This is a genomic window from Amycolatopsis sp. NPDC051372 (assembly GCF_040682095.1).
GTDB lineage: Bacteria > Actinomycetota > Actinomycetes > Mycobacteriales > Pseudonocardiaceae > Amycolatopsis.
This window is the reverse complement of sequence record NZ_JBFBAF010000043.1, coordinates 47,837-64,680: the sequence shown is the minus strand read 5'-3', so window position 1 is coordinate 64,680 and position 16,844 is coordinate 47,837. Positions and strand designations below refer to the sequence as shown.

Annotated in this window: 17 protein-coding genes and 1 pseudogene; 12 read left to right on the top strand and 6 right to left on the bottom strand. The window is 69.2% G+C overall.

What is annotated here, in order from left to right; genetic code table 11:
* Positions 1-24 precede the first annotated feature (24 nt).
* From AB0M56_RS43970 to AB0M56_RS43950, 5 genes are all read left to right on the top strand, one after another.
* A complete protein-coding gene (locus AB0M56_RS43970; RefSeq protein WP_364187648.1) occupies positions 25-978 on the top strand; it encodes a DMT family transporter in 954 nt (317 codons plus the stop codon).
* A complete protein-coding gene (locus tag AB0M56_RS43965) occupies positions 975-1,910 on the top strand; it encodes a patatin family protein (RefSeq protein ID WP_364187645.1) in 936 nt (311 codons plus the stop codon). Before AB0M56_RS43970 ends, AB0M56_RS43965 begins: the two co-directional genes overlap by 4 nt.
* Positions 1,907-2,419: a PaaI family thioesterase gene (locus tag AB0M56_RS43960; protein ID WP_364187642.1), complete on the top strand. Its 513-nt coding sequence runs from the start codon at positions 1,907-1,909 to the stop codon at positions 2,417-2,419. Before AB0M56_RS43965 ends, AB0M56_RS43960 begins: the two co-directional genes overlap by 4 nt.
* A 56-nt stretch (positions 2,420-2,475) precedes the next feature.
* A complete protein-coding gene (locus tag AB0M56_RS43955) occupies positions 2,476-2,754 on the top strand; it encodes a hypothetical protein (RefSeq protein ID WP_364187639.1) in 279 nt (92 codons plus the stop codon).
* A 1,352-nt stretch (positions 2,755-4,106) separates the two neighbouring features.
* Complete coding sequence (locus AB0M56_RS43950) at positions 4,107-4,907, top strand: class II aldolase/adducin family protein (RefSeq protein WP_364187636.1); 801 nt, start codon at positions 4,107-4,109, stop codon at positions 4,905-4,907.
* A 651-nt stretch (positions 4,908-5,558) separates the two neighbouring features.
* On the opposite strand, the gene AB0M56_RS43945 is transcribed toward AB0M56_RS43950, so the two are convergent.
* On the bottom strand, positions 5,559-6,431 hold the full coding sequence (locus tag AB0M56_RS43945; RefSeq protein ID WP_364187633.1) for an alpha/beta fold hydrolase: 873 nt from the start codon (positions 6,429-6,431) through the stop codon (positions 5,559-5,561).
* Between the two features lie 93 nt (positions 6,432-6,524).
* Here AB0M56_RS43945 and AB0M56_RS43940 point away from each other — a divergent pair, with 93 nt between their 5' ends.
* From AB0M56_RS43940 to AB0M56_RS43930, 3 genes are read left to right on the top strand one after another with little or no spacing between them, the layout of a single operon-like run.
* Positions 6,525-7,025 (top strand): CGNR zinc finger domain-containing protein, encoded by a 501-nt coding sequence (locus AB0M56_RS43940; protein ID WP_364187630.1) that lies wholly within the window; start codon positions 6,525-6,527, stop codon positions 7,023-7,025.
* Positions 7,026-7,046: 21 nt separating this feature from the next.
* A complete protein-coding gene (locus AB0M56_RS43935; RefSeq protein WP_364187683.1) occupies positions 7,047-7,631 on the top strand; it encodes a cupin domain-containing protein in 585 nt (194 codons plus the stop codon).
* 10 nt (positions 7,632-7,641) lie between these two features.
* Positions 7,642-8,454, top strand: coding sequence for an MOSC N-terminal beta barrel domain-containing protein (locus AB0M56_RS43930; RefSeq protein ID WP_364187627.1), 813 nt, complete (start codon positions 7,642-7,644; stop codon positions 8,452-8,454).
* A gap of 4 nt (positions 8,455-8,458) precedes the next feature.
* On the opposite strand, the gene AB0M56_RS43925 is transcribed toward AB0M56_RS43930, so the two are convergent.
* Positions 8,459-9,145 (bottom strand): nitroreductase family protein, encoded by a 687-nt coding sequence (locus tag AB0M56_RS43925; RefSeq protein WP_364187625.1) that lies wholly within the window; start codon positions 9,143-9,145, stop codon positions 8,459-8,461.
* Positions 9,146-9,216: 71 nt separating this feature from the next.
* Between AB0M56_RS43925 and AB0M56_RS43920 the strand changes: the two genes are divergently transcribed.
* Positions 9,217-10,128: a LysR family transcriptional regulator gene (locus AB0M56_RS43920; RefSeq protein WP_364187622.1), complete on the top strand. Its 912-nt coding sequence runs from the start codon at positions 9,217-9,219 to the stop codon at positions 10,126-10,128.
* 58 nt (positions 10,129-10,186) lie between these two features.
* Here the strand turns inward: AB0M56_RS43920 and AB0M56_RS43915 are convergent, their stop codons facing one another.
* Positions 10,187-11,035, bottom strand: coding sequence for a DUF427 domain-containing protein (locus tag AB0M56_RS43915; RefSeq protein ID WP_364187619.1), 849 nt, complete (start codon positions 11,033-11,035; stop codon positions 10,187-10,189).
* A gap of 154 nt (positions 11,036-11,189) precedes the next feature.
* Positions 11,190-11,906, bottom strand: coding sequence for an SDR family oxidoreductase (locus AB0M56_RS43910; RefSeq protein WP_364187616.1), 717 nt, complete (start codon positions 11,904-11,906; stop codon positions 11,190-11,192).
* A gap of 367 nt (positions 11,907-12,273) precedes the next feature.
* On the opposite strand from AB0M56_RS43910, the gene AB0M56_RS43905 reads away from it, so the two are divergent.
* Positions 12,274-12,990 (top strand): SDR family oxidoreductase, encoded by a 717-nt coding sequence (locus tag AB0M56_RS43905; protein WP_364187613.1) that lies wholly within the window; start codon positions 12,274-12,276, stop codon positions 12,988-12,990.
* A 60-nt stretch (positions 12,991-13,050) separates the two neighbouring features.
* Here AB0M56_RS43905 and AB0M56_RS43900 read toward each other — a convergent pair whose 3' ends face one another.
* On the bottom strand, positions 13,051-14,289 hold the full coding sequence (locus tag AB0M56_RS43900) for a cytochrome P450 (RefSeq protein WP_364187611.1): 1,239 nt from the start codon (positions 14,287-14,289) through the stop codon (positions 13,051-13,053).
* Positions 14,290-14,494: 205 nt separating this feature from the next.
* Positions 14,495-15,391 (bottom strand): LysR family transcriptional regulator, encoded by an 897-nt coding sequence (locus tag AB0M56_RS43895; RefSeq protein WP_364187608.1) that lies wholly within the window; start codon positions 15,389-15,391, stop codon positions 14,495-14,497.
* A 109-nt stretch (positions 15,392-15,500) separates the two neighbouring features.
* Between AB0M56_RS43895 and AB0M56_RS43890 the strand changes: the two genes are divergently transcribed.
* Complete coding sequence (locus AB0M56_RS43890) at positions 15,501-16,367, top strand: MOSC domain-containing protein (RefSeq protein ID WP_364187605.1); 867 nt, start codon at positions 15,501-15,503, stop codon at positions 16,365-16,367.
* Positions 16,292-16,729 (top strand): annotated as a pseudogene (locus AB0M56_RS43885) (sulfurase); the annotation flags it as partial. The gene AB0M56_RS43890 and the pseudogene AB0M56_RS43885, both read left to right, overlap by 76 nt.
* Positions 16,730-16,844: the final 115 nt, after the last annotated feature.

Genomic DNA, 16,844 nt, shown 5'->3' with positions numbered 1-16,844 from the left:
CCCGCAACGAAGTGGACCGAACTCATGCCCGAACACCGCGACGGTGGCGTCGCTCCGTATTCGTACCTGCTCATCACGATGGCGTTGTTCGGGGCGGCTTTCACCAGCTCGAAAGTCGTGGTGGGTGAGCTGCCGCACGAGGTCGCCGCGTGCCTGCGCTTCGGGGCGGGCGCGGTGATCCTCGTGGGGTTGTTGTGCGTGCGGCCGGGTTCGGCGCGCTTTTCGTGGCGTGACCTCGCGCGAGCCGGACTGGTCGGGCTCGTCGGGGTGTTCGCGTACAACTTCTTTTTCTTCTGGGGGCTTTCCCTCGCCCCCGCGATCGACGGCACCATCATCGTGCCCGTGCTCAGTCCCGTGCTGACCACGCTGTACTTCCTCGTGACCCGCAAAGAACCGGCATCCGGTGCGCGCATCGCCGGGCTCGTGCTGGGGATCGCGGGCTCGGTCGTGTTCTTCGTCGGTGTCGGCGGGGGTGGTACGGGGTTCAGCGGAACTCGCCTCGTCGGTGACTTCGTCTACCTGGCGGGCGCGGCGTGCTGGGCGGCCTACAGCATCGCATCGAAGAAGGTGCTGAGCGGGATGGAACCGTTGCGGGCCACGACGTATGCCACGGGTGTGGGCGCGCTGGCGTTGGTGCTTGTCGCAATTCCCTCACTTTCTGGTACTGAGTGGACATCGGTGTCCACGCTCACGTGGCAGAACCTCGCATTCCTCGCGATCGGCCCGACCGCGATCGCGTACCTGTTCTACTACCGGGGGTTGCGGGCTGTCAGTCCCGTGACCGCGACTATCACCATGTTCGCGGTGCCCGTGTTCGGCACGGTGACTTCCGTGGTGTTCCTGGGTGAGTCGTTCACCACCATGCAGGTCGCAGGTGCGGTGATCACCGTCGTCGGCGCACTGCTCGCCGTCACCCAGGGAAAAATCTTCGCCTCCTCTGAACGAAAAGCCTCCGAACGAAAGAAGGTGCAACGGTGACCGACGCCGTCGTGGAGTTGCTGAGAGAACGCAGGCGCAGCGGGAGCACTCCCGGAAACCGCGATGACGGCGCTCGCTTGGTGTTGCTGATCGAGGGTGGGAGCTCGCGAGGTGCGTATTCGAGCGGAATGACGATCGCCATCGAACAGCTCGGGTTGCTGCCGATGTTCGACGCGGTCTACGGCAGTTCGGCGGGCGCGCTCAACGGTGCGTGGCTGCTGTGCGGACGCGCGGAAAGCACCCAGCACGCGTGGTGGGACCCGATGATCATGGGCCGGACGATCGACCCCAAGCGCATCCTGAGCCGGCGGCCGGTGGTGGACACGGACTTCCTCGTCCACACCCTCTACACCGAGATCGTGCCGATGGGGTTCCGGGAGATCCTCGACAACCCCGTCGAGTTCCACCCCACCGCCACCGACGCGATGACCGGCGAGTCCGCGGACCTGCACGAGCACCTCCACGACCAGGCCGGCTTGCAGGCCGCGCTGCGTGCGTCGACGGCCATGCCCCTGCTCGCGGGCGAACCGATCGTGATCGGTGGACGACATTTCGTGGACGCCGGGGTGAGCGAATCCGTTCCCGTGCGAACAGCACTTGCGCAGAAAGCAACACACCTCGTCGCGTTTCGCACGCGACGGTCGGACGAGGGCGCGGCGACGGCACCGTCCCGCGGTGAGCGGCTGGTCGCGTCGCGCTGGTTCGCCCGCCACGCACCGGGTGCGCTCGAGACGTGGCTGGACCGCGCGGCGCTCAGGGCCGAAGAGGAACGACTGCTGGCTTCGCACCCCGCGACACTGCAAGTCCGCCCACCCGTCGGCAGCGCCCGCATCGGCCGCACCGAGCGCCGCCCGCACCTGATGCGCGCCGCGGTGGACACCGGACTCCAATCGGCGCTGAACGAACTGTCCGCTGTGAAGGAAACACCATGACCAACACCACCGATGCCGAACGCGTGCGCGTCGTGTCCTGGGCCGACCACCTCGCGTTCGCCACCGCGGCCGCCGAGCTCAGCGGGCTGGAGTTTCTCCGCGCCATGGCACGCGGCGACATCCCCTCCGCGCCGATGATGGACCTCGTCGGCCTCCGCCTGGTCTCGGCGTCACCCGGCGAGACCGTCTTCCGCCTCACCCCGGGCGAATACCACTACAACCCGATGTGGACCGTCCACGGTGGTCTCTACGCCACGATGCTCGACTCGGCGGCCGCGTGCGCCGTGCACACGACCCTCCCCGTCGGCAGCGGGTTCAGCACCCTGGACCTCTCCGTCCGCTTCCTCAAGGCCGTCCGCATCGACACCGGCCCTATCACGGCCACCGGTCGCGTCCTCCACTCCGGACCCCAGGTCGTGCTGGCCGAAGCACGCCTGCAGGACACCTCGGGCACGCTCCTGGCCACGGCGACGGCGAACTGCTTCGTGTCCCGAGCGTCCGGTACGTAACGAAGGAGAGGAATTCCGCGATCGAGTGATCGTCCCGCGGATCCGAGGAGCAGCCTGTGTCACCACGCGCCATCGTCGCGTTCGTCAGCGTCGCAGCCATCGTCGTCGGGGTGTTCCTCGCGTTCCGCGGCCTCTTCGGGGGCCCCGACTTCGTGACCCCGTCCGGCGCGGCGTGTGACCCGGCGATCGCGTGGCAGGACGACTCACTCGGCGACTGCTTCCCCGTGGAGCGGCAGAGCCCGGCGTTCGCCCTCCTCCTCGCGCACGTCGGGCTCCTCGGGCTGATCTACGCGCGCCTGCTCATGACGCGGCAAAGGAAGCTCAGCGTGCCCTGACGCGGCCCAGGAAGGCGACCTCCGCGGCGACCGTGTCCGCGAAGCTCGCGCCGCCCTCGTAGACGTCGTAGTCGGTAGGCGTTCGTTTTCCCCCACGCGTGTTGGTTTTCTTTCGCGGTGAGGTAGGCGCGGTCGATGTCCGCGGTGCCGGCGACGGTGAACTCCGCGACCGTGGAGCCGTCGTGCGGGTTCGAGTCGCGCAGCTGGTTGCCACGGCCACCCACCACCCACTTGCCCGCGAGCTTGGCCTGCCGTCGCCCGGTCGGGCGCGCGGCGATGGTGGCGGTGCCGTTGCTGCCGGTGGTTCTCGAACACGGATCGGCCTGGTCGGTGCGGTCAAGGACGGCGGCGGCCTCGCCGCGTTCGCGACCCGGTTCCGGCGCGTGGTTTGCGAGTGTCGTATTCGACTACCGCGGCTTCGGCGGCTTCGAGGGGTAGCCGCGCGACACCCACCGGTTCGCGGTAGACGCGGTTCTCTTGTCCTCGATCGGGGAGGGCAGGACGCGACGAAGTGGTTTCCGTGCCGCGCCAGCGCGAGGACTACCGCACGGCCGTCGGCTGGGTCGCGACCCAGCCGACGCTCGACGCGAGCCGGATCGTCGTGTGGGGCAGGTCTTTCGCCGGGCTGCACGTGGTGGATCTCGCCCTCACGGATCGGCTGATCGCCGGCGCGATCGGGCAGACTCCGCTCGTCGACGCGGTGGCGGCCGCCTGGTTCCGACCGGCCAGTCGCTGCGGCTGTTCGGGCTGGCCGGCCGGAACCAACCGCGCGGGACGCGGTCGGCGGGCTACTTGGCCGGCCGCCGCGGTACGTCCCCTGGGCGGGCGGTCCCGGCGACCTCGTCATCGCCACCACGCCGGACTCGCAGTTCGGCGAACGCCCGATGACCTCGGACGACGGCACGGTCTGGCGCAACCAGGTCGCGGCGCGGTCGCTGTTCAAAGAACTGCTTGTCGAGATCGGCCCATCCGGCCGGAGTCGAGATCTTGCTCCACCGACAGCACGGCGTCAGCTCCGATCCCGCTGTGCGGCAAGGGAAATCGGTAGCCGACACCCAGGTCTGGCCGAACGGCTACGGATGTCTGCCCCGGAGGACGGAGTGACCACCCGGACAGACATCACTGACCATTCAGGCCACTTTCGGGGCAAATCGCGCGGACGGGCGCACACTGTGACCGCGGAGCAGCCGCTCGCCCTCCCCCAGCTGCTCCGCCCCCTCACCGGCAGGTGGTGGCGGAGTCCCCCGAGACCCGTCACCGCCTGCTTTCCCATTTGCCAGTGAGGAGACGATGTTTGCCTCTCAGGCAAACCGCAGGCATAGGAGCGAACACCCCCGGCGAGGAGGACGAGCGTGAGCATTTCCACCGAAGCACCGGAGACCGGCACAGCCGACCAGCTCGACCTGGGCGACCTGCCGGCGGAGGCGGGCACGGTCGAAGCCGAACGCGCGGCGCGCAAACGAGATCTCGCCGTGGCGTTGCGGCTGTTCGCCCGCTACGGCTTCGACGAGGGGATCGCCGGCCACCTCACCGTGCGCGATCCCGAGTTCCCGGACCGGTTCTGGGTCAACCCGTACGCGGTGCACTTCTCCCGCATCAAGGTCAGCGACCTGCTGCTCATCGACGAGAACGGCAAGGTCGCCGAGGGTTCCCGGCGGACGAACAAGGCCGCGTTCTGGATCCACTCCTCGGTGCACCGGGCGCGCCCGGACGTCGTGGCGGTGGCCCACGCGCACAGCGTGTTCGGCCGTGCGTTCGCCGCGCTCGGAAAAGAACTCGATCCGATCATCCAGGAATCCTGCGCGTTCTACGGTGATCATGTCCTGTTCGACGAGTACAAGGGTCTTGTGCTGGAGAAAACAGAAGGTGAGCGGATTGCCACACGTCTTGGTGGACAACGCGCAGCGATCCTGCGCCACCACGGACTGCTCACCGTCGGCCGGTCCGTGGCCGAGGCCGCGTGGTGGTTCATCGCCATGGACCGCGCGTGCCAGATGCAGCTGCTCGCCGACGCCGCGGGCACCCCGCGCGTCATGACGGACGAGGAAGCGACGCTGGCCCACCGCCAGTTCGGCAGCGCCAACATGGCGCGCCACAGCTTTGACATCATGGCGGACGTCGTGGTGGAAACCGAACCCGACGTGCTCGACTGACACCGTTCAACGTTCCCCGCGCAGTTTCCCCGCTCACCGTCGAGCCACACCACCACGGCCCGGCGGTGCGTTTTTTCGACCAGCCCGCGTTCGAATCAGAACCCGTCGCACTCCACGCATTCGCGGTTCCGGCCCATTTCCTGGGTACGTGCCGCAAAGTGTGCGGGTGATGGTGGCGAAGCAGCCTGTGGTGCGGGACTTCCCGCGCGGGACCGTGTACTCGCGAGACCGGTCGGTCGACGCCGGTGTGCCGCGGTTTCGTGCCGCGGTGCATCGGCGTTTCTTGCGGCCGAGCCGTGGGCGCGCCGCTTGGACCAGGGGTTGTCCACACCCGTTTGGGCTGTGGACAACTCGGCCCCAGATCGGCTTGAGCGCCGATCTTGTCGGAGGTGGCCGATAGAATGGGCATGCCCCAGGAGAGCGGGGATTGTCATACCGGCGAGGTGATCTGCCCGCGGCCAAGCAAAGTTTCTTGTGGGTAGAGGCTTCCGCGCGCAAAGCCGGACACAGGCCGGCGCCCGGAGTGCGGGCTCTGGGCGCCGGCCCGCCGGGCCCACGTACCCTGCGCGGCGGGGATGGCGTCGCGAAGGGGCGGGCCGCCTGGGGGAAGGCCGGTGGCGGCGAGAGAAATCCCCCGTTGCAAGGGAAAGCTCAGCGCGGCGAAGCCACGCGGCCCAGGAAGTCGCGAATATGGGCAGCGACCTCGTCGCCTGCGCTTTCGAGAAGGAAGTGACCGCCGTCGAGGAGGTGGATTTCGGCGTGGGGCACGTCGGTGGAGAAGGCGGTGGCGCCGTCCGGGCCGAAGATCGGGTCGTTCTTGCCCCAGACCGCGAGGACGGGCGGCTGGGTCTTGCGCAGGTACTCGTGCAGCGCGGGGTACAGCGGCGGATTGGTGGCGTAGTCGCGGAAGAGCGCGAGCTGGATCTCGTCGTTGCCCGGGCGCGAAAGCAGCGCGAAGTCGTGGTTCCAGGCGTCGGGGCTGACGAGCGTCTCGTCGGGGACACCGGTGACGTACTGCCACTTCGTCAGGTCGAGGCTGAGCGCGCCGCGGATGTTGGCCTCGGTCTCGGCGTTCTGCTCGGCCTGGTAGTCCCACACGGTCTTCCAGAAGCCGTCGACGAAACCGGCGTCGTAGCTGTTGCCGTTCTGGGTGATGATCGCCGTGATTGCGTCGGGATTGGCGAGCGCGAGGCGCCAGCCGATGGGGGCGCCGTAGTCCTGCACGTAGATCGCGTAGCGGGTGACGTCGAGCTGGCGCAGCAGGCCGGCCGTGAGGTCCGTCAGCGCGTCGAAGGTGTAGTCGAACTCGTCGGCCGAAGGCGCGTCGGACAGGCCGAAACCGAGGTGGTCGGGCGCGATCACGTGGTAGCGGTCGGCCAGCGCCGGGATCAGGTTCCGGAACATGAACGAGCTGGTCGGGAAGCCGTGCAGCAGCACGACCACGGGGGCGTCGGCGGGCCCGGCCTCGCGGTAGAAGAGCTGCCGGCCGTCGACGGTCGCGTAGCGGTGGTGAACAGCGGTCATGATGGCTAACTCCTAACGTTGTGTTTGATGGTTAGAACTCAAACAGGGTCTGCCTAACTTGTCAACCCCGAGTTTGCCGGTTAGTCTGAACTCGTGACCGACGAGAAGCTGCTGCTCGACCTGCTGAACACCACCCCGGTGCTCGACGGGACGCCGCACGACGAGCTTGCCGACGCCGAGCTCGGCCGCGAGTGGCTCACCGCCCACGGGCAGCCGGCGTCCGCGCAGGAGTGGCGCGCGCTGGTCGACGTGCGCTCGGCGCTGCAGGACGTCGTGCGCGGCGACGCGGAGCCGGAAGCCTTGGCCAACTTCGTCGACGGCCTCAGCTACCGCGCGGTCTTCGACGACGGCGGCATTAAGTGGGACCTCGACACCGTGTCCGGCCGAGCGGCCGCCTCGCGCGCGGTGCTGGCCTGGGACACGCTGCGCCACGCCAGCCCCGGCCGGCTGCGGCCGTGCGCGAACCCGGAGTGCCGCCGGTTCCTCATCGACCACAGCAAGCCGAACACCGCCCGCTGGTGCTCGATGGCCGTGTGCGGCAACCGCATGAAGGCCCGCCGCCACTACCAGCGCACCCGCCAGGCCGGCGCGTGACCGGCCACCGGGTGGTGCCCGATCACGGGTGACGACAGCGACATCGACCGGCTGGTCGCGCGCAAGCTCCAGCAGCTGCGCACGGATCGCGGGCTCACGCTCACCCACCTCGCGGAGCTCACGGGGATCTCCGTCGCCCACCTGTCGCGCCTCGAACGCGGGGAACGGCAGCCCTCGATCGGCAGCCTCCTGCAGCTCGCGCGCACGTACGGCATCTCGATCGGCAAGCTCGTGGCCGACCAGCCCGACGAGGACTACCACCTCGTGCGCGCCGGCCATGGCGTCGCGCACGAAAACGCCGAGGGCCGCTACGAGGTGCTCAGCGGGCCGCGCGCCACCATCGCGGTGGTCGAGCTCGAACTGCCGCCCGGCACCGAAACCGGCGCCGTGCACCACACCGGCGAGGAATGGCTCCACGTCCGCGCCGGCGCCGTCGTGCTGCTCCTGGGCGCCGAGGAGATCGCGCTCAAGGCCGGCGACTCCATCCAGTTCGACTCCGGCCGCACGCACCGGCTGCACAACACGTCGGCCCGCGCCGCGCGGGTGCTCATCGCGTCGACCGCGTCAGCTGTCCACCATCCCGTGTCCGGTTCCGAACAGCCCTGAGGAGGCAGACGTGCGTGTAATCGCGCTGCGGCGTTACCCGGTGAAATCGATGCTCGGCGAGGAAGTCACCGAAGCGCGAGTCGACGCCGCCGGTCTCGACGGCGACCGCACGCTCGCCGTGATCGACTCCGACACCGGCTTCGTCGCGACGGCGAAGCACCCGCGCCTGTGGCGCCGCCTCCTGGAGCTCGCGGCCGAGACCGACGGCCGCGTGTTCATCACCTTCCCCGACGGCACCAAACTGGCCGCCGACGACCCTGAAGCCGGCTCGCGCCTGTCGGACCTGCTGGGCCGCGCGATCACGGTGTCCGGACTCCGGCCCGACGGCGCGTCCGTGGAGCGCCCGGCACCGGAAGACGTGCTCGACAACGGCGTGAGCGCTGTAGTCCCGGCGCAGACGCTGCAGATCGGCCAGGGCACGCCCGGCCACAACTTCGTGGACCACTCCCCGATCCACCTCATCAGCACCGCGACGCTGGATCACCTCGACACCGAGGCCATCCGGTACCGGCCGAACCTCGTCATCGCGACCCCGCCCGGCACCGGCGCGTTCGTCGAGAACCACTGGCTGGGCAAGGAAATCCAGTTCGGCGAGGTGGGCACGGGCGCGCGGCTGCGGGTCACGTTGCCCACTCCGCGGTGCGCCGTGCCGTCGCTCGCCCACGGCACGCTGCCGCGCAACCCGCAGGCGGTGCGCGCGGTGATGGCGGACAACCGCGTCGACGTCGCCGGCCTCGGCAAGGCCATGCCGTGTGCAGGCGCGTACGCCGAGGTCGTGCGGCCGGGCACGCTCCGCCTGGACGACCCGATCACCCTCGCCTGAAAGCTCAGTCGCCGACGAACACCAGCGCTTCGGACAGCGGTTTCCGCGTGAGGGCCGGGACCTCGCAGTCGTCGGCCGGGTAACCCACCGGGAAGAGGATGTACGGCCGCTCGGTCGCCGGGCGGTGCAGCACCCGGCCGAGGAACGCCATCGGGTTCGGTGTGTGCGTCAACGTCGTGAGCCCCATCGAGTGCAGCGCGGCGACGAAAAAACCACAGGCGATCCCGACGCTCTCGGACGCGTAGTAGGTCTTCTGCAGCTGTCCGTTCGGCAACACCCGGTGTTTCTGCGCGAACACGACCACGAGCCACGGTGCGACTTCCAGGAACGCCTTGTGTTCGTCTGTTTCCAGGGGTGCCAGCGCGGCGCGCCACTCGGGGATCTCGCGCTCGCGGTAGAAACGTTGCTCTTCCTGTTCGGCGGCCACCCGGATCTGGTGTTTCATTACCACATCCTGTGTGGCGACGAACGTCCACGGTTGCTGGTGCGCGCCGCTGGGTGCGGTGTTCGCCGCGCGCACCGCGAGCTCGATCGCCTCGACCGGCACGGGGTCGGGCGAGAACCAGCGCACCGACCGCCGCCGATCCAGGTGCCGGTGGAACTCCGCGCCTCGGCGCAACCCCTCGGCGACGGTCAGCCGCGGCGGGGCGTACGGCACGAACGGGTATCGGTGCTTCCGCGTCTGAGTCACGCTGACCACACTGCCAACCAGCGATTACCGAGTCCAGCTTGAAGAGCTGAGCCCAGTTATATGCTGAGCTCATGAATCTGCCGAACGTGACGATCCGGCAGCTCGAATACCTGATCGCCGTCGCCGAAACGGGTTCGCTCACCACCGCGGCCACGCGCTGCCACGTCTCGCAGGGCGCCATTTCGCTCGCCCTCACAGAGGTGGAACGTGCCCTGGGCCTGCGGCTGGTGATCCGTTCACCCCGGCGTGGTGCTTCGCTCACCGCGGCCGGCAAGCAGGTACTCGCCGACGCGCGGCGGGTGGTCGGGGCCATGAGCGACCTCGGCGTGGAAGCCCGGGGCCTGGGCCGCCACGTGAGCGGCACGCTGGTCGTCGGCTGCTACGGCCCGATCGCGCCCTTCCACCTGCCGGCCGCCATCGCGACGTTCGAAAACGATCATCCGGACGTCTCGGTGCGGTTCGTCGAGGGCAGCCTGCCCGAGATCCAGGACCACCTGCTCGACGGGCGGTGTGAGATCGCGTTCCTCTACGAACAGGACGTCTACCCCGCGATCGCCTTCCGAACCTTGTACGACCAGCAGCCGGCGGTCCTCCTGCCTGGCAACCACCGGTTGGCCGGCCGCGAGTCGCTCTCGCTCGGGGAGCTGGCCGACGAGCCCTTCATCCTGCTCGACGTGCCGCCGAGCGAGCGCTACTTCCGCGCGGTGTTCGAGTCCGCACATCTGGCGATGGTGCCGACCCATCGGGCGCGAACTTTCGAACTCGCGCGGTCGCTTGTCGCCCGCGGTCTCGGCTACTCGATGACCGTTCAGCAACCCGCGCTGTCGCATTCCTACGAAGGCTTGGCAGTGATCGCACTTCCGTTGCGCGAAAAGGCACCTTCGACGCCGGTCATCATGGGCTGGCCGGCCGGGGGCCCGCTCACACATCGCGCGCAGGCGTTCCTCGACCATTGCGAACGGCTGTTCGCGGAAGGCCGCTGACCACGGCGTTCCGGCCGCAGCGCCTCGACCTGAACATCCTGGCCTCGGCATTCCGACCTCAGCGTCCTGAAGCGAACGCCCGATCCAGACCCGTCTTCGCTCCGCCCCGGCCGAGCGTATGGTGCAGCCGCTTGCCTTCGACGTACACCCCGAGCTTGTTCGGGTCGAACGCGACGAACCCGGCGACCGCCGCCGACTCCGCCGGCGCGTCCGCATAGGACCACGCGGCCCCGGACCGACCACCGATGGCGTAGTAGGTCGCGACCCCCTTGTACGGACACCGAGTCCGCAAGGTCTCCTCGGACAACGCGGTCTCGTCGACGTCCGCGCGCGGCAAGTACCACTGCGGCTCCCGGTCCGATTCGTACAGCACCCGCGAGCGGCGCGACTTCGCGACCAACCGTCCGTCCACTTCGACCAGGACCTCACGCGAGGCGTTCCGCACGTCGATGCGGTGGTACGGGTCCGCCGCGTGAGCGGTGACGGGTTCGTCCTCTTCCTGGAACCCGTCCATGGCCCGCCACGAGAAGGCGACGAGGTTCGCGAACTCCGCGGCGTGAGCGGGTGGACGCACGTGCTGCCAGGCCGCACCCTCGTGAACCCGGTCCCCGACGCGGACGGCGAACCACGCCGTCTTCCCGAGATCCGGGTGCAGCGTCGTCCGCTGCCGGAACTCCAGGACCTCCACGCGAACGTCCGTGGCCGGGAAGTACGCGACGGGGAACCGCCCCGGCGTGTGCAGGAGAATCGCGTCCTCGCTGTCCGCGATCCACTCCCCCGCGAACCGCACCCGCAGCCTGCGCCGCAGCGGTTCGCGGTACGACAGGCGATCCGGCAACGCGTCGGGCACGAGGAACTTGCCCCGGAACATGTCCGGCTGCGCAGCGAGCAACCACGGTAATGGCATCACGAACCTCCCTTCATCGTTTCGTTCCCCTCGGCACGACCGGAGCCACGCCGGCCTGCTCCCGCACGGATCGGTGTCCGACACGCGCCAGGCCGCCTCGTGGTAACCCGAATTGCGCAGGTACACGGTCAACTTTCGTCCACTGAGGACAGCATCACACCAGCGGCTCGCCACCGTCGACGCCGAGCGACACCCCGGTCACGAACCCGTTGGTCAGCGCGAAGAGCACGGCGTCGGCGATGTCCTCCGACGTCCCGATCCGCCGCGCGGGGTTGCTCGCCGAACGCTGCGCGAAGAGCGCGGCCTTCTTCTCGTCGCCGAGCGCGTCGTACGCGCCGGTGTCGATCGTGCCCGGCGAGACGGCGTTGACGCGGATCGGCGCGAGCTCCACCGCGAGCGCCTTGGTGAGCGAGTCGACCGCACCGTTGGTGGCGGCGACGGCCAGCATCCCGATCGACGGCTTGCGGGCCGTCGCGCCGGAGAAGAGCACCATCGAGCCGTCGGCCGGCATCTTCGGGGTCAGGTGCTTCGCCAGCAGGATCGGCCCGATGACCTTGGTCTCGAACGAAAGCGCGATCGTGCCCTGGGCGAGGTCGCCGACCAGGCCACGGGCGCGAGCCGACGCCGTGGACACGACGTGGTCGACCTGCCCAAGGCGCTCGGCGAGCGCGGCCACGCTGGCCTCGTCGGTCAGGTCGACCGTTTCGACCGAGATACCCGGATCGTCGTAGGCGCCCTTGAGCTTCTCCTCGTCGCGACCCGCGACGACGACCTCCGCACCGGCGGCGCGCACCGCGAGCACCACGGCGCGCGCGATGCCACTGCCGCGGCCGACGACGAGAACCTTGCGCCCCTTGAGGGATTCGGACATGAGCGTGTCTCCTTTGAACAGTCTCGCGAGGAAGCGTAGGCCGGGGGTTCGGCCCGCTTCATGAAAGTTTTCTGCCCATGAGCGAGAGCCGGCGAATGTTTCGCGCCGCTTTTGCCGGGCTCCGTCCTTCCCGTCCTACCCGCCACTCATCTAATGCCTATAAGGACGCTATACCCATTAGTTAACAGACGCAAGGTCCCGACTTTTAGTCACCCATTTGATCAAGGTCGACGGCCGGAACACCACCTAATGGTTGCGAGAGATCCATGAGCAAAACCTCATCTGACCCGCCATAACATCGATAGCTCCCCGGCGCGCCGCGACCGTACGGTGGAAGAGTCCACAGAGGAGCACGGGAGGGACGGTCGTGCAGACAGCGCTGGAAAATCGCACGGTTCTGGTCATCGGACGACCGAGCGGCATCGCCCGGGCAGTCACGCTCGCCGCACGTGCCGAGGGCGCCCAGGTCGTGGTCGCGGGCCGAGACAAGGCCAAGTTGGAGCAGGCCTACGACGACGAAGGCATCCGCGCCGAAGAGGTCGACGTCACCGTCGACAAGTCCATCGCGGCACTGGCCGACCGCCTGGGCTCGGTCGACCACCTCGTCACCACGGCGTCGTCACGAGCTCGCGGCCGCCTCGAAGAGCTGGACCGCGACGCGCTGCGCCGCTCGTTCGACACCAAGGTCATCGGGCCCGTCATGCTGGCCAAGCACTTCGCCCCGCACCTCGCCGAAGGCGGTTCCTTCACACTTTTCTCCGGTGTGGCCGCGTTCAAGCCCGCGGTCGGCTTCCTCGGCGTCGCCATCACCAACGGCGCGGCCGACTTCCTCACGCGCTCGCTGTCGCTGGAGCTCGCGCCGATCCGCGTGAACGCCATCTCCCCGGGCGTCATCGACACCGGCATCTGGGACGCCATGGGCGAAGAAGGCAAAGCCGCCTACTTCGAACACTTCCGCACGCACAACCCGGCCCGACGCATCGGCACCGTCGACGACATCGCGTTGGCCGTACTGTTCGCGATGACCAACCCGTTCCTGACCGGCGTGACCCTGCGCGTTGACGGCGGCGAACCCCTGACCTGAGCCAAAAGAACACCACGGTGGCCTCGATTCCGCTCCGAATCGAGGCCACCGCTCCGCCCGTCAGACAGACGCGTCGCGCCCCAGGCGTACCGGCAGCTCCGCGTGACCATTCGACAGGAACGAGCTCATCGGCACCAACCGCGTCGACGGCTCCGCGAACGCCAGGTCCGGGAACCGCTCGAACAACATCCGCAACGCCGTCGTCGCCTCGAGCCGCGCCAGCGGGGCACCGAGGCAGTGGTGGATCCCGTGCCCGAACGCCAGGTGCTGCTTCACCCCGCGCGTGACGTCGAACTCGCCCGCGGTCTCGCCGTACTCCGCCTCGTCACGCCCGGCCGCGGCGTAGGCGGCGAGGATCGCGTCCCCCTCGGGGATCACGACGTCACCCAGATCGATGTCCGCTACCGCGTACCGCAGCGGCAGGTACGCCACGGGGGCTTGCCATCGCAGGGTTTCCTCGACGACGTCACTCCAGGTGCGTTCGCCGGACCGCACGAGCGCGAGCTGCTCCGGGTGCGTAAGCATCGCCGTCACGGCCTGGTCCAGCAGGTTCACGGTCGTCTCGTGCCCGGCGGTCAGCATGAGGATGAGCGTGTCGACGACCTCGGCGTCGGTGAGCCGGCCGAAGCGGTCGGAGTCGGCCTGGATGATCGCGCTCGTCACGTCGTCGCCGGGCTGCGCGCGCTTCTGCGCGGCCAGGCCCGTGAGGATCCGGTACATGTCCTCGGCGTTGGCCTGCGCGGCTTCGGGGGTGGTCGTCGTGTCGAAGACGGTGTCCACCACCTTGCGCAGGCCGGCGCGCTGCGAGTCGTCCACGCCGAACAGCCGGCAGATGACCTCCACCGGCAGCTGATACGCGAAAGCTGCCCGCAGGTCGACGACACCGTTCGCCCGGCCCAGTGAGGCCACCTCGTCGAGCAGCGTCGCCGTGATGCGTTCGACCCACGGCTTGAGCTCCATCGTCCGCTTCGCGGTGAAGCCCGACGCGACCAGCGAGCGCAGCCGCCGGTGGTCGCTTCCGTAGGCGGTGAACATGTTCTGCACCGACACCCAGAGCCGCAGCGGCCAGTCGGCGGCGATGCGGTCTTCCTTCCACGCGGCCCAGTGCTGCCGCGGGTCCTTGGACACTCTGCTGTCGGTCAGCAGGGACTTCAGCGTGCCGGCGTGGCCGACCGCCCAGGCGCGGACCCCGCCCGGCAGCTCCACCACCACCGCCGAGCCACCTTCGCGCAGCAGCGCGCCCTCCGCTTGGATGTCGGTCCCGTCGACGTCGAGTACATAAGCCTGCAGCTGATCCACGTACGCGCTTCTTCCGTGTTCGGGGGAACGCGCGCCGGACCGCACGAAGCCGCGGGAATCCTTGCGGGAGAAGAGAGTCCGGTGTCGGTCCGCGCCCGCGAACCCACCTCGCGTTCCCGGTCGACAACCAGGTCGACCGCCACGGTAGCCGCGGCAGGCGGTGCGAAACCCGCGTCGCGGAGACCGAAAGAATTCCGTCACACTCTCAGTTCGCGCGTGAGGGGCGGCCACCCGGCAGCCCGCGCCGGCGCAGATCGCCCACGAACAGCTCGACCAGCGAGTCCGACGGCGACGCGACCACCACCACGATCTCCCGCTCCACCAAGGGATCCAGCCGCCGCACCACACCCGGCGGGCGAGCCGGCAGCGCGGAGACGGGCACGATCGTCACGCCCATTCCCGCGGCCGCGAGCTGCGCTGCAGTGCGCGGACTCCTGGTCCGCAGCACGGGATCCAGCACCACGCCGTGTTCCGCGGCGAGCTGGTCGAGCCACACCGACAACCCGTTGTCGCTCACGAAGTGGACGAACGGCTCCGCCGCGAGATCCGCGAACGGCACCGACAGGCGTTCGGCGAACGGGTGGCCCGCCGGCGCGACGACCACCACCTCTTCTTCACCGAGCACTTCGAGGTGCTCACCGGTCTCGGACGGCCGCGGCCCCACGGCGACATCGACCTCGCCCGAGGCCACGAGATCCACCATCCGGTCGGAACTCGTGTGCTCGCTGAGCTCGATGAGCACCTCGGACCGGCGCGCCCGCCAGTGCCGCAGCACCGGCACGAGCAGCCACGCCGTCATCGTCTCCGCGCAGGCGATCCGCAGCCGGCCCGCGCCGCCGGAGCCGATCTGGCGGCCCACGCGCACCGCGCGTTCGGACGCTTTCAACGCCACCCGCGCCTCTTCCGCGACCGCGTGGCCGGCCGCGGTCACCAGCACGCCGCGGCCCATCTTCTGCACCATCGGGGTGCCGATCTCGCGTTCGAGCGAGGCGAGCTGGTGCGACAGCGCGGGCTGCGACATCTGCAACGAGGCCGCGGCACGCGTCACCGAGCCCTCTTCCACGAGGGCGACCAGACATTCCAGGGCGCGCAGCGTTGTCATTCGGAAAATCTAACAAGATCCTCCGAAAATTTCATGTGAGGTGACCATTTCCCCGCTCCGGGGAAAACGCGCCCCACAGTAGTTTGGCGCCATCGAGGAAGGAGCCCGAGTGTCAACGCTGGTGTCGGTCAACGTGGGAATGCCCAAGGACGTCGAGTGGAACGGCAGGATCGTCCACACCGGCATCTGGAAGAGCGCGGTCAGCGGCCCCCGGATGGTGCGGAGGCGCAACGTCGACGGCGACGGACAGGGCGACCCGTACGGCCACGGCGGCGAGCAGCGGGCAGTTTTCTTCTACCAGCTGGAATCGATCGAGTACTGGCAGGCGTACTTCGGGCACGAGAGCTACGAATTCGGGCAGTTCGGCGAGAACTTCACCGTCACCGGCCTGCCCGACGACGAGGTCTGCGTCGGCGACCGCTACCGCATCGGCGAGGCGGAGTTCGAGGTGACGCAGCCGCGCGTCACGTGCTTCCGCGTCGGCATGCGCCTGAACGAGCCGGACCTGCCGTCGCTGCTGGTGTCCCACGGGCGGCCGGGGTTCTACTTCCGGGTGCTCGAAGAGGGCCACGTGCGGTCCGGCGACGAGATCGTGCGGACGCGGCGCGGGCCGCACGGGATGACCGTCGCCGACGTCGACGCCCTGCTCTACACCCCGAACCGCACCACCGAAGCCCTCGAATCCGCCGTCGACCTCCCCGCGCTCAGCCCCGGCTGGCGCCAGTCTTTCCGGGACCTGCTCAGCCCGGCCGAGAAGCCCGCGGGCCCGGGCTGGACCGGGTTCCGGCCGCTCACCGTGACGAGGCTCGTACGCGAGAGCGCGACCATTATGTCCGTGTACCTCGACGCGCCCGGCGAACCCTCCCGGCCGCGCGGCCCGGCCAGTACCTCACCGTCCGGCTGCCCGGCGCCGAAGGAACGCCGCTGGTCCGCAGCTATTCGCTCTCGACGACCGAGGGCTACCGCCTCAACGTGAAGCGCGACGGCGCCGCGAGCACCTACGTGCACGACGTGCTGAAGGCCGGCGACACCCTCGACGTGGCCGCGCCGCGCGGCGACTTCGTGCTGGAGCCGGGTTCCGGCCCGGTCGTGCTGCTGTCCGCCGGCGTCGGCGTCACCCCCGTGCTGGCGATGCTGCACCAACTCGCCGCCGAGGAGCCCGAGCGCGAGGTCTGGTGGATCCAGACGGCCCGGAACACGGCGGACCAGGCGTTCGAGCTCGAAGTCCGCGGCCTGCTCGCAAAGCTGCCGAAGAGTCACGTGCACTTCGTCCACACCCGGCCGGAATCCGGCGCCGACGGACGGCGCGTGACCGGTCGGACGCTGAAGGAGCTCGCCCTGCCGGCCGACGCCACCGCGTACGTCTGCGGCCCGCGGGCTTTCATGGACGACGTCCGCGAAGCCCTGTTCGCCCGGGTTTGCGCTGACGTCCGCACGGAACTCTTCGGTGCCC